This window comes from Burkholderia sp. TSV86 (assembly GCF_001522865.1).
GTDB lineage: Bacteria > Pseudomonadota > Gammaproteobacteria > Burkholderiales > Burkholderiaceae > Burkholderia.
On the sequence record NZ_LOWB01000046.1, the window covers coordinates 1 to 12480 of the forward strand.

Sequence of the window (12480 nt, forward strand, 5' to 3'; positions counted from 1 at the left end):
CGTGGCTGCCAGGACATCCTGATCGCCGTGGTCGATGGCTTGAAGGGGCTGACCGAGGCCATCAGCGCGGCCTATCCGCGGACCACCGTTCAGACCTGCATCGTGCATCTGATCCGCAACAGCCTCGAATACGCCAGCTACAAGGACCGTAAGGTGCTCGCCGCCGCGCTGCGCCCGATCTACGCGGCGGCCAGCGAAGAGGCGGCACGGCAGGCGCTGCAAGACTTCGCCGACGGGCCTTGGGGCGCGAAGTACCCGACGATCGAGCAGTCGTGGCAACGCGCGTGGGAGCACGTCGTGCCGTTCTACGTGTTTGCGCCGGAGATTCGACGGGTCGTTTATACGACAAACGCCATCGAGAGTCTGAACATGCAACTGCGCAAGATCATCAAGACCCGTGGTCACTTCCCGAACGACGAGGCGGCGATCAAGCTGCTCTGGCTGGCGTTGCGCAACGTACTGGCCAAGACCGTGCGGTCCGCGTTCGACTGGAAATCAGCAATGAACCAGTTTGCTATCCTGTTCGGCGAGCGATTTATGCAGGCGCGTGGATAACGTGCTGTTCAACCGCCTCGCCCACAAAAATGCGGACAGGTTCCGCCCGCACGATTGCGCAGAATGTATCCGAACACGTACCGTTGCCTCATCCCCGGATGCTCACCAGCTTGACGATGCACCGACGGGACGCAGTCGCAAACCGTGCACTACGCCATGTCTCATGCCCCCGAGCATTGCGCAGTGCACCGCATCACGCAAGCCAGCGCCGCGCATACCGCGCTTCACACCGTCAATATGTTCGGCTACCTTCGCCTTTGATGTCCGCGCTGAGCGCCGGATCGACGCAACGTCAAGCACAACCGCGAACGCCCCGCCATGCGCGACATGCGGCGTGCCTTATCTTTGCTATCGGTCGCGTGAACCGGTCGGAACCTTTTTAAAATGGCGGCACGGCGCTCGCATCGATCCGCCGACGGGTATGTAGCCACTGACGTGGAGCCTCGATCCGCCGCAAGCCTCATAGGATCGAGCCGCCGCCGATCCTCGCAAACAAACCAGGACCTTGCGAATGGGAAAGCTCACGACCCACGTACTCGACACCGCGCACGGCCGCCCCGGCGCCGCGATCAAGATCGAACTCCACGCACTCGGCGCCGACGGCGCCCGCCGCCTCGTCACGACGGCGCTCACCAATAGCGACGGCCGTTGCGACGCGCCGCTCGTCGAAGGCGACGCGCTCATGGCCGGCACCTACGAACTCGTATTCCATGCGGGCGACTACTTCGCCGCGCTCGGCGTCGCGCTCGCCGAGCCGCGTTTCGTCGACGTTGTCGTGCTGCGCTTCGGCGTTGCCGATCCGGGTGCGCACTACCACGTGCCGCTGCTGGTATCGCCGTGGTCGTACAGCACCTATCGCGGCAGCTGAGCGGCAATCAAGCGTGCCCGGCATCCGCTCTATGGCAGCGCGAATACAACGGCCGGATACAACGATCGAGTCTGGAGGAGTTTCATGGAAGGTTTCGTCACCGATTGGCTGAATCTCGCGATCCGCTGGTTGCACGTCGTCGCCGCGATCGCTTGGATTGGCGAATCGTTCTATTTCGTCGCGCTCGACAACAGCCTGAAGCCGCCCAAGGACGCGCGCCTGCAAGCGCGCGGCGTGTTCGGCGAGCTATGGCACGTGCACGGCGGCGGATTCTACAACATGCAAAAGTATCTCGTCGCGCCGCCCGAAATGCCGGAAGACCTGCACTGGTCGAAGTGGCCGTCGTATACGACCTGGATGTCCGGTTTTGCGCTCTTTCTTGTGCTGTACCTGCTCGCGCCGAATACGTATCTGATCGACAAGAACGTGCTCGACATGGGGCCAGTCGTCGCCGTATCGTCGGCGCTCGGCTTTCTGCTCGCGGGCTGGATCGTCTACGATGGCGCGTGCCGCCTGCTCGGCAGCCGCGACGTGCTGCTCGGCGTGTTCGTCGGCCTGTATGTGATCGCCGCCGCCTATCTCGCGTGCCACGTGTTCTCGGGCCGCGCCGCGTATCTGATCGTCGGCGCGATGCTCGCGACGATCATGACGGCGAACGTGTTCTTCGTGATCATTCCCGGCCAGCGCAAGATGGTCGACAAGTTGCTGAAGGGCGAGACGCCGGACCCGATTTACGGCAAGCGCGGCAAGCAGCGCTCGGTACACAACACGTATTTCACGCTGCCTGTCGTGTTCGCGATGCTGTCGAATCATTATGCGATGACTTATACGAACCGGTACAACTGGATCGTGCTTGTCATCATCATGCTCGCGGGCGCGCTGATCCGGCAATTCTTCGTGATGCGCCATCGCGGCCGGCAACTCTGGTATTTGCCGCTCGGTGGCGTCGCGCTAATGGTGGTCGCGCTTGTCACGACGCTGCCCAGGCCGATCGCGCCCGCCGCGCAGGCCGCCGATGCGCCGAAGCTCACGGTGAAGGATATTGCGCCGATCCTGCAGCAGCGCTGCATCGCGTGCCACTCGGCCAAGCCGACGCTGATGGGCAGTGCGCCCGCTGGCGTGATGTTCGACACGCCAGACGAAATCGCGCGCAACGCGCCGCGGATTTATCAGCAAGCGGTGCAATTGAAGGCGATGCCGATCGGTAACGTCACGCGCATGACGGACGGCGAGCGCACGCAGATCGCCGCATGGTTCGAGAGCGGCGCGGCGAAGTAGGCAGCGGCACCGGCGCGCGGCGAACGGCTGCCGCGCGGCAACCCGATGATAGGCAGGCTTGCGCGGGCCTGTCGCCGGCTTGCCGTGAGCCCGCCGTGCACCGCATGCCCATGCAAGCCGCGCGCATTGCCGCAACGGCGGAGACGATCCGCGCGCGAAAGGCGCCGATGCAATGCCACTCGAGCACGCCGCTGTCGAATAGCGGCACTTGCTGCGGGCAGCCACTCGGCTCGATTCTCCCGATCAACCGCCAGCGCTGCTGCAGCGTCGCGATCGCCGCGATCCCAAACCGGAATCCGTGCAGCCGCGTCACGCGCGATAGCGCATCGACATCGAAACGGCCATCGGCTCGCGTATCACGCGAGACAGCCGCGGGAATCCGATTCTCGCGGTAACGTCGGGCAAGCGCCCCGTGAAGCGGCGCCCATCATGCCCCGCCTTTCGCCGCCGCGCCACATCGGCAGGCCTGCAAAACACCCGCAAGGCACTCTCGCCACGTATGAATCGCGCGGGTATGCGCAGGCCAATGCTTTCGCTGTTATCGCATGTGGGCTCAGGCCGTCGGCGCGTGCAGCGCCTCGCCGGTAAGCCACAGCGGTTCGGGCAAGTCGCGTTCGTCCAGGTTCACCCCGTCGCCGCCGCGATCGACGACGATGAAATCGCTGAGCCCGCCAAGCGCGATCAGCGGATGATGCCAGACGCCTTTCGCATAATTGACGCCTTGCCAGCCGCGCGTGACGAATGCGCGGATCTTCGCCGGTTCGAGATCGCCCGCGGGCGCGACGACCACGAGATAGGGTTTGTCACTCAGCGGCAGGAAAGCCTGGCTGCCAAGCGGATGCCGCTCAAGCATCGTCACCGCGAACGGCAATGCGCGCGGTTGCCCGCGAAACAGATTCACGAGCGGCCGTCCGCCGCCATCGCCGACATCGACGCGCGCGAGATCGTGAAAACGGATCGTCGTGCCGGCGTTGATCGGAAAATGCTTCGCGCCGTCCGTTTCGATCACGTCGCCGAACGGCGCGAACGCGGCGCGGGTCAACGGCTCAATCGTCAACGTCTTCATTGATCGAGCGCGCCCCAGATGCGCAGGCGCGATACGCCGCCGTCAGGAATGATGTTCAAGCGCACGTGCGTGATCGGCCCGAGCGCGGCAAGCTGCGTGTCGAAGATGTGCCCATGGTCCATCTGCAGCTTCTGCTCGCCGAGCAGCACCGGCCAGAACATCGATTGCGTGACGAGCGAGCTGTCGGTGCCGCCCGTCACGTAGGCCGCCTGAATCGAGCATCGGTCCGGATAATTGCCCTTGAAATGCGCGGTATCGACTTCGATCTTGCGAATCACGCCCGGCCGCGCGAGCGCGACGATCGCCCAGTCGTTGCCCGGCTCGCGGCGGCGACGCGTTTCCCAGCCATCGCCCATGTTCACGCCGCGCCCCGGCAGCAGCATGTTCGACGCCGCGCCGAAATGCTGATTATTCGCGGCGACGATACAGCCGCCGTTCTCCATCGCCGCGAGATCGAACAGATCGGCCTTGCCAGCGCCTGTCCAGTCGAGCTGCGGCCGGCCATATACGCGCAGCCGTGCAATACCGCCATCCGGATAGATGTTCACGCGCAGATGCGTATAGGCGCGCGCATCGCACACTTCGACGTAGTGATGGCTATTGCCTTGCAACGTCGTAGACGGCACGATCTCGGCCCATTGAGTCGATTCGTTCGGCGCGCCGTCTGCGACGTAGGCCGCGTCGATCGACGCGGCCGGCGGAAAATTGCCGGTGAAATGACTCGTATCGATGTCGAAACCGTGGATGACGCCGCCGCGCGCGAGCTTCACGATGCACCAGTCGTAGCCCGTCGTGCGCTTTCGGCGCGTCTCCCAGCCGTCCATCCATTTGCCGTGATCGTCATACTTGCCCGGAATGAAGACAGCCGGCTGCGGATTCAGCATGCGCTCTTTCGGCGCGAAGAATTCGTCGCTCGCCTCGAGCGTCTGCGCGCCGAGCCGGGAATCGGCGAGATTCACGTAGCGCCGCGTAAACTCGGGGGCATTCGGGTCGGAAAGCGCAACAGCCATCGTATGTCCTTGTCGTGATGAGATGAAACGAAAATGAAAAGCCGGCGCATGCAGCCTATAACGACAACGCGATGCGCGGGCAGGCGCGCGCGGCACCATCGAGCGGGACTCGATCAGCCCGAGCCCGCATCGCTCGAGCCGCCGCATTCAGCCATCGATCAGATCGTCGAGCCTGAAGCGTGCGATCCGGTAAATCTGCGCGAGGCTCTCGCGCAACTCTTGATCGCGCGAATGTGCGACGCGCGACGAGAAATTCTCGATGACGCCGCGCCGATCGTAGCCGCGCACCGCGAGAATGAACGGAAAGCCGAACTTCTCGTGATATTCGCGGTTCAGACGTTGCAGCGTGTCGAACTCTTGTTGCGTGCAGCGATCGAGCCCCGCGCCGCTCTGCTCGCGCGTCGATTCGGCCGTCAACTCGCCGCTCACCGCAGCCTTGCCGGCCAGTTCCGGATGCGCGCGAATCAGCGCCAGCTGCCGGGCCTCGCCCGCCGCGTCGACGGCCTGCGTCATCGCCCGATGCAGCGCATCGGCGCTGTCGAACGGCCGCGTGTGCGCTACGGCAACCGCGACCCACGGCGAATGTTCGAAGATGCCGGACAGCGCGGCGACGAATGCGTCGTGCGGCATCGCATTCAATTGCCCGAGCGTGTAATGCATGGCCGTCATCGGGCAACGCTCCCGGGCTGTGCCGGTTGATATGGATGATGCTCGCGCCAGTGCCGCGCGATATCGATGCGGCGCGTCACCCAAACGCGATCGTGCCGCTCGATGTGATCGAGAAACCGCTGCAGCGCGCGAAAGCGCCCGGGGCGGCCGAGCAGCCGACAATGCATGCCGATCGACATCATCTTCGGCGCGTCGTCGCCTTCGTCGTACAGCACGTCGAACGCATCGCGCAAATAGTGGAAAAAATGATCGGCGGTGTTGAATCCTTGCGGCGTCGCAAACCGCATGTCGTTCGCGTCGAGCGTATACGGCACGATGAGTTGCGGCACGGTCTGGCCGCTCGACACCTCGACGTCCAGCCAGAACGGCAGATCGTCGCCGTAGTAATCGGAGTCGTACAGAAAGCCGCCGTGCTCGGCAACGAGACGGCGCGTATTCGGACTGTCGCGCCCCGTATACCAGCCGAGCGGCCGCACGCCCGTGACGCGCTCGATTGCCGCCATCCCGAGCCGCATATGCTCGGCTTCGCGCTCCGGCGTCATATCCTGGTAATGAATCCAACGCCATCCGTGGCACGCGATCTCGTGGCCGAGTTCGACGAACGCGCGCGCGACATCCGGGTGCCGCTCGAGCGCCATGCCTACGCCGAACACGGTGAGCGGCAAGCCGCGCTTATCGAATTCGCGCAGGATGCGCCATACGCCCGCGCGCGAGCCGTATTCGTAGATCGACTCCATGCTCATGTGCCGCGCCGGATACGCAGCCGCGCCGACAATTTCCGACAGAAATTGCTCGGAAGCCGGATCGCCATGCAGCACGCAGTTTTCTCCGCCTTCCTCGTAATTGAGGACGAACTGCACCGCGACGCGCGCGCGGCCCGGCCAGTTCGCCTGCACCGGATATCGGCCGTAGCCGATCAGATCGCGTGGATAGTTGGGATCGAATGCCATGTTTGGACGATGCGAAAAAATGCGCCGCCGATGAATCGGCGCCGGCCGCGCGAATACTCGAAACCGTCGCGGCGCGGGGCCGGCTCGACGGATGGCCCAGTGTAGCGAAAACGCCCGCCAGCGCCCATACGGGCACGCAGATAGTGCGTGTTACGCCCCGTATATGTGCGCACGCGCGGCATGCGCCGCGCAACGCTTAGGCAAGCGTAATCGCGTTGCGCCGGGACGATATCGGCCGGCGTGATCGGCTGGCGTCGGCGGATCGATCGACCAGCCACGCCGGCAAGCATGCCGCATCGGACGCCGCCGCCAGGCTCCACGCCGGCGCGCCGGCCGGCATCGCGCCGAGGGCCGGCCGCGCATCGAAACCGGCACGCCACGCGTGCCGTCGCCCGATATCACGCCGTATCGAGCGGCGCCGCGCCGGAGATCATCCCGGCCCCCCGCCCATTCCGGCATTCGCCGTGCGCGCGTCGCGCTCGTTTCCAGGCACGGCAACAGGACTGAAGCGCGCGAATTCGCCGTCATAGCGTTTCGCGAGCGGGCGCGCATAGTCGCCGCGCTTTGCGGTCGCGAGCTTGAGCGAAACCAGCGCTTCCGCCCATTTGACCGCCGCCGTCACGCCCTCGACGACCGGCGCGCCGATCGCGTGCTCAATTTCGTGCGCGAACTCTGCCATCCCCGCGCAGCCGAGCACGATCGCCTCCGCGCCATCCTCGTCGAGCGCGCGCCTGCATTCGTCGACGATCACCCGCCGCGCGGCCGAGCCGGGCTTGTCGAGATCGAGCACCGCCACGTCGGTCGCGCGCACGTTACGGCAAAAGCGCTTCATACCGTAGCGCTCGGCAAGGTGCCACGCGATCGCGCAGGTGCGCGCAAGCGTCGTGACGACCGAAAAGCCCGGCGCAAGCACGCTCGCCGCATGCATTGCCGCCTCTGCAATGCCGATCACCGGCCCGCGCGCGAGTTCGCGCGTCGCATAGAGGCCCGGATCGCCGAAACACGCGATCACGTAGCCGTCGAAGCCGTCACGCTCGCCCGCCTCCACCTCGGCGAGCAACCCCGGCACCGCGAGCGCCTCGTCGTAATGGCCTTCGATCGAAGGCGGCCCCATCGGCGGGCTCACCGCCACGACCGTCGTGCCCGCCGAGGCGACTTCGCGCGCGCAACGGCCCATCGCATCGGTCATCCGCTGGGTCGTGTTTGGATTGATGAGCTTGATTTTCATGAGGATTCCATTACTTCTTTTTGGCAAGCGTCAGATAAAACGCACCGGCCAGCGTCGCGCCGACGAACCATGAGAAATTCGCGAGCCCCGCGAAGACCGGTTCGATCACGCACGCGACGGCAATCGCGGCAGCGGGAATCAGAGCCGCGATCGCGCGCCGGTTCACCCCGTTGCGATACCAGTACGCACCGTGCGCCGACATCTTGTATAGATCGTCGCGCCGCAACGCACCGCGCTTCACCAGATAGAAATCGGCGATCAGCACGCCGTACAGTGGCCCGATAAAACCTCCGAGCACGTCGAGCGTGTAATGGATCACGGCCGGATTGTTGAAGAGATTCCAGGGCGTGATGAACACCGATGCAACGGCCGCGAGCATTCCCCCCGTGCGCCAACTGATCAGGCGCGGCGCAACGTTCGAAAAATCGAATGCGGGCGACACAAAGTTCGCGACGATATTGATGCCGATCGTCGCGATCGTAAATGTCAGCGCGCCAAGTATCACGGCCGTCGGATGATCGATACGGCCGACTGTCTCGACCGGGTCGGTGATCAGTTGTCCGAATACCGGCAGCGTCGCGGCCGTCGTGATCACGGTCACGAGCGAGAACGCGATGAAATTGACGGGCAGCCCCCAGAAGTTGCCGCGCTTCACGCTGGCATAACTCGCGCAGTAGCGGGAGAAATCGCCGAAATTGAGCATTGGCCCGGAAAAATACGACACGACGAGCGAGATCGCGGTCACCATCACCGGCAGCGCATCGACGCCGCGATACTTGACGCCGCCGAGGTTAAGACCGATGTGACGCCAGCCCGCGCGCCATACCATGTAGCCGGCGAGAATGAACATCACGACGTACACCGCAGGGCCGGCGAAATCGATGAATTTCTTGATCGTCTCCATCCCGTTCCAGAACACCACCGCCTGCAGCCCCCACAGCAGCATGAAACCGGCCCAGCCGAGCGCCGACAGGCCGAGCCAACCGTAACGGTGTACATCCGCATATGGCATCCATTGCGGAAAGAATTTGAGCACGACGATCACGAGCGCGCTAGACGCGAGATAGGTTTGGATGCCATACCATGCAACCGCGATCAGCCCGCGAATCACCGCGGGCACGTTCGCTCCGAGCACGCCGAACGTCGCGCGGCATGCGACCGGATACGGCACACCGAGTTGCTGGCTCGGCTTCGCGATCAAATTGCACAGCAAATTGACGATGCCGATCCCGACAATCAGCGCGACGAGCACCTGCCAGCTCGTCAGGCCGAGTGCGAAAAGGCTGCCGGCAAACACATAACCGCCGACGCTGTGCACGTCGGACATCCAGAATGCAAAGATGTTGTAAGCGCCCCAATGCTGATTCGCAAGCGGCGCAAGATCTTCGTTGTACAGACGATTGCTGTAGCCGGCAGGCAATGCGCCATCATCCGCTTTGCCGGCGCTGCTCTCGTCAGATCCGTCATGCGGACCGGGCGACACGCGCTGTTGCGCAACACTGAACTGAACCATGACATCTCCTTGCCTGCCGCGGCCTAGCCGCGCGGCCGTCGTTGAAATCGCGGCCCGGGCGCAATCGCCCGGCACCGGGCTGACGAGCAGTCGTGCGGACGCCCGCCCGGCATTCGGTCAATTCAGTGAGCGCTTCGGTGTGCGAACGGGCGTCAGCCCGCGCCGCCAAACACCTCGCGCAGATCGACCGCGCCTGACGCGGGCCGATCGAGCATCTTCAATTCGACATGCTGCAGATGGCGCGCCATCAATTCGGCCGCGCGCTTCGCATCGCCCGCCTCGAGCGCGGCGAGAATCTGCGCGTGATCGTCGAACGAGCATGGGCTGCGCCCGTGCGATTCGTATAGAGCCGACATCAGCGTCGAACGTGCCACGAGCCCGTTCAGGCAATCGGCAAGCACGGTGTTGCCCGTCAACGCGGCAAGCGCGGTATGGAACTCGCCGGAGAGCCGGACCCACGCCGGAAAATCGCGCCGCTCAAACGCATCGCGTTCCTTGTCGATCATCGCCGCGATGCCTTTCAGACGCTTCGCGCCGGGTCCGGTCGCAAGCCGCTCCATCACCGCAAGCTCAATGATCCGCCTCATCTCGAACACCTCGTGCACGTCCTGCAACGTCGGGCTCGCGACGAACGCACCACGATTCGGCTCGAGATCAACGAGCCGGTCGGTTGCCAGCAGCGCGAACGCCTGCCGAATCGTGCCGCGCTTCACGCCGAATACTTCGCATAACTGCGCTTCGGTCAACTTCGCGCCAGGCGCGAGCCGATGCTCGAGGATCGCCGTGCGCACCCGCTCGGCGATCGACTCGGGGCTCGCGCTTGCTTGAGCCGCGTCCTTCTTCGTCATGGTTCGCATCTCGTTCTGGTTAGCATCGTAGGTTGGACATAAATATTGTCAACAATCCAATTAATAAATTTTGCACAGCTTGGGGGATTCCATTTGCCTCTTCAGTGTGCACGGGCACCTTAACCCTGTATTTTTCACGGCCATTCAGGCGCTTTGCCCTGATTTTTCAACTACATCCAGCCTTATTTTTGTTGACAATTTTGCATCGAAACAGTGCGCGACCGATTAGTGGTTGCCGGACTGTTAGTTGCATTTTAGGTATCAAAAAAAGGCGGTCGCCCGCCTTTTCTTGCTGCCGTCTCGCATACGTCACGCGGCCAGACTTGGATAGTCCGACATCGTCAGCCTGAAACCATGCTCGTTCGCGACGAGTTGCGCATGCGCGCCGAACGGTAATGTCAGCAAATCCGGCACGTGCCCGAACTGCAACCCCGTGACGACCGGAATACCCACCACGTCCCTCACCTGCTCGATCATCGCCTGCATGTCGTAACCGTTGTCGTACTCGAACGAGCGCGCCCCGGTGAACTGGCCGAGCACGAGCGCCTGCTGGCGCGCAAGAATACCGGACAGATGCAGCTGATAGATCATCCGTTCGATCCGGAACGGCTGTTCGTTGACGTCCTCGACAAACAGAATCCCGCCTTCGATCGACGGCATGTAAGGCGTGCCGATCAGCGACACCAGGATGGCAAGATTGCCGCCCCAGAGCGTGCCCGACGCGCTCACGCGCTGCACCTGCGGCGCATCCGACACGATCGTGGTCGACGGCTGCGAAAGCGTTCGCCAGAAATTCGTCATTGTGAATTCGCTCGGCGTTTCCGCGCCGAAATCGGCGGACAGCATCGGGCCGCCAAACGTCTTGATATGCGCTTTCGCATACAGCGCGAGCTGGATCGCGGTGAAGTCGCTATGGCCGACGAGGGCGACCGGCCGATCGCGCAGCCGGCGCTCGAGGCCGCGATAGTCGAGCCCATGCAGGATACGCACGGCGCCGTAGCCGCCGCGCACCGCGAGACCGATGTCGGGCAGCGGCGCCGACGGATCGGCGAGGCGGTTCAGATCGCCCGCGCGCTCGCCGTCGGTGCCGCCGAAACGCTGATAACGGCGCTGCGTCGCGTCGAGATTATCGATTCGGTGCTGCTCGGCGCTCAGGCGTTCGAGCGCGCGGCCGATCGCTGCCGGATCGTGCGGATAGCCGGAGGGAGCAAGCAGGCGGATCGTGCGCGGCGTGCGGAACGTGGAAGTCATGAAATCGCGGAAAGAATGGATCAGACGGATTTAGAGACACGCCGCGCAGCGGGGTTCATTCGTCGCGCGGCGGCGCATCGGACGCGGCCTGCGCATGGCGCGCCTCGCGCATCGCGCGCCGACGTTCGGCAAAGAAGGATTTGAGCGCCGCGCCGCACTCGTCGGCAAGCACGCCCCCCGCGACCGTCGTGTGATGGTTCAGCCGGGTATCGGCAAACGCATCGACGACGCTGCCGCACGCACCCGTCTTCGGATCGGGCGCGCCATAAACGACGCGCGCGATTCGCGCATGCATGATCGCGCCCGCGCACATCAAACACGGCTCGAGCGTCACGTATAGCTCGCAGCCCGGCATCCGGTAATTGCGCAGCGCCCGCGCGCCCGCGCGCAATGCAGCCATCTCGGCGTGCGCGGATGGATCGTGACCGCCGATCGGATGGTTGAAGCCGCGCGCGATCACGTCGTCACCGCGCACGAGCACCGCGCCGACCGGCACCTCGCCGGCGGCGCGCGCCTGCGCGGCGGCATCGAGCGCAAGCCGCATGTAGCGGCGATCACGCTCGTCGCCTGCCGGCGATAGCGGCATCGGCGCTGGCCGCGCGTTGCAATCGGGTAAAGCGGACAAAATATCGGGCGCGGGCGCACCGTCAGGCTTCACATCGGCCCCGCTTCGCTAGGCGCTTCGTCCAGCACGCGCTCGGACAGACGCTCGGCGATGCGGCGGCAATATTCGCGCGGCACGACCATCGGGCCGCCGCGCAGCGATTCCAGTGCCATATCGAGGGCAAGCATTTTCGCCTGCAGCCGGCACCGCGTAGCACGGTCGCTGACCGCGCGCAGTTCGTCCTGCAGGTTGCGCAGCGCGCGCAATTGCTCGACCGCGGGCGGCACAAAGCCTGCGTTCTTCAGGATCCGGTTCGCGACACGCACCTCTTCCGGCACGAGCAGATCGTCATCCAGTTCCATGGGCAGGCCGGATCCCGGCAAGCTGTCGAACGCCCCCCGCGCGGCGGCGGCGGCGATACGTTGTTCGACTAGAGCGTCAAGCAGTTTCATCAGGGCATTCAAGACAATGCGGCATGCGGATTTTAACAGGCACCGCGCCAAGGTCCAGCCCGACTGAGCAAATGTTCGACATTCGGCACGCAATGCGAAAAAAGGCGCTAATCTTGCTATCGCTTGCCGGGCCGCCGCCCGGCTGCCCGAGCGAGGAAATGGAACCATGGCGATCGTCACGCCGCGCC

General features: G+C 64.2%; 12 protein-coding genes and 1 pseudogene. 3 read left to right on the plus strand and 10 right to left on the minus strand.

Annotated features, from left to right (window positions below):
• From WS68_RS07755 to WS68_RS07765, 3 genes and pseudogenes are all read left to right on the plus strand, one after another.
• Positions 1 to 555: pseudogene (locus tag WS68_RS07755) on the plus strand (IS256-like element ISBcen18 family transposase); the annotation flags it as partial.
• 511 nt (positions 556 to 1066) lie between these two features.
• A complete protein-coding gene (gene uraH / locus WS68_RS07760; protein ID WP_059570240.1) occupies positions 1067 to 1423 on the plus strand; it encodes a hydroxyisourate hydrolase in 357 nt (118 codons plus the stop codon).
• Positions 1424 to 1507: 84 nt separating this feature from the next.
• Positions 1508 to 2701, plus strand: coding sequence for a urate hydroxylase PuuD (locus tag WS68_RS07765; protein ID WP_059570241.1), 1194 nt, complete (start codon positions 1508 to 1510; stop codon positions 2699 to 2701).
• Between the two features lie 553 nt (positions 2702 to 3254).
• On the opposite strand, the gene WS68_RS07775 is transcribed toward WS68_RS07765, so the two are convergent.
• The 10 genes from WS68_RS07775 to WS68_RS07825 form a co-directional block, all read right to left on the minus strand.
• Positions 3255 to 3767 carry an ureidoglycolate lyase gene (locus WS68_RS07775; protein ID WP_059570243.1) on the minus strand — a complete coding sequence of 171 codons (513 nt, stop codon included), beginning with the start codon at positions 3765 to 3767 and terminating at the stop codon, positions 3255 to 3257.
• Positions 3764 to 4777, minus strand: coding sequence for an allantoicase (gene alc / locus WS68_RS07780; RefSeq protein ID WP_059570244.1), 1014 nt, complete (start codon positions 4775 to 4777; stop codon positions 3764 to 3766). The genes WS68_RS07775 and alc overlap by 4 nt, the downstream gene beginning before the upstream one ends.
• Before the next feature lie 147 nt (positions 4778 to 4924).
• Entirely contained in the window at positions 4925 to 5446 is a 522-nt protein-coding gene (gene uraD / locus WS68_RS07785; RefSeq protein WP_059570245.1) for a 2-oxo-4-hydroxy-4-carboxy-5-ureidoimidazoline decarboxylase, read from the minus strand.
• Positions 5443 to 6396 carry an allantoinase PuuE gene (gene puuE / locus WS68_RS07790; protein ID WP_059570246.1) on the minus strand — a complete coding sequence of 318 codons (954 nt, stop codon included), beginning with the start codon at positions 6394 to 6396 and terminating at the stop codon, positions 5443 to 5445. Before puuE ends, uraD begins: the two co-directional genes overlap by 4 nt.
• Before the next feature lie 430 nt (positions 6397 to 6826).
• On the minus strand, positions 6827 to 7624 hold the full coding sequence (locus WS68_RS07800) for an aspartate/glutamate racemase family protein (protein ID WP_059570248.1): 798 nt from the start codon (positions 7622 to 7624) through the stop codon (positions 6827 to 6829).
• A gap of 10 nt (positions 7625 to 7634) precedes the next feature.
• Complete coding sequence (locus tag WS68_RS07805; protein ID WP_059570249.1) at positions 7635 to 9137, minus strand: NCS1 family nucleobase:cation symporter-1; 1503 nt, start codon at positions 9135 to 9137, stop codon at positions 7635 to 7637.
• Positions 9138 to 9289: 152 nt separating this feature from the next.
• Positions 9290 to 9985: a GntR family transcriptional regulator gene (locus tag WS68_RS07810; protein WP_059570271.1), complete on the minus strand. Its 696-nt coding sequence runs from the start codon at positions 9983 to 9985 to the stop codon at positions 9290 to 9292.
• 309 nt (positions 9986 to 10294) lie between these two features.
• The gene (gene ldcA / locus WS68_RS07815) at positions 10295 to 11236 is read right to left on the minus strand and encodes a muramoyltetrapeptide carboxypeptidase (RefSeq protein ID WP_059570250.1); all 942 of its coding nucleotides are present in this window, start codon (positions 11234 to 11236) and stop codon (positions 10295 to 10297) included.
• Positions 11237 to 11291: 55 nt separating this feature from the next.
• A complete protein-coding gene (gene tadA, locus WS68_RS07820) occupies positions 11292 to 11894 on the minus strand; it encodes a tRNA adenosine(34) deaminase TadA (protein WP_442857151.1) in 603 nt (200 codons plus the stop codon).
• Positions 11891 to 12292, minus strand: a complete 402-nt coding sequence (locus tag WS68_RS07825) for a DnaJ family domain-containing protein (protein ID WP_059570252.1) — start codon at positions 12290 to 12292, stop codon at positions 11891 to 11893. Before WS68_RS07825 ends, tadA begins: the two co-directional genes overlap by 4 nt.
• Positions 12293 to 12480 lie beyond the last annotated feature (188 nt).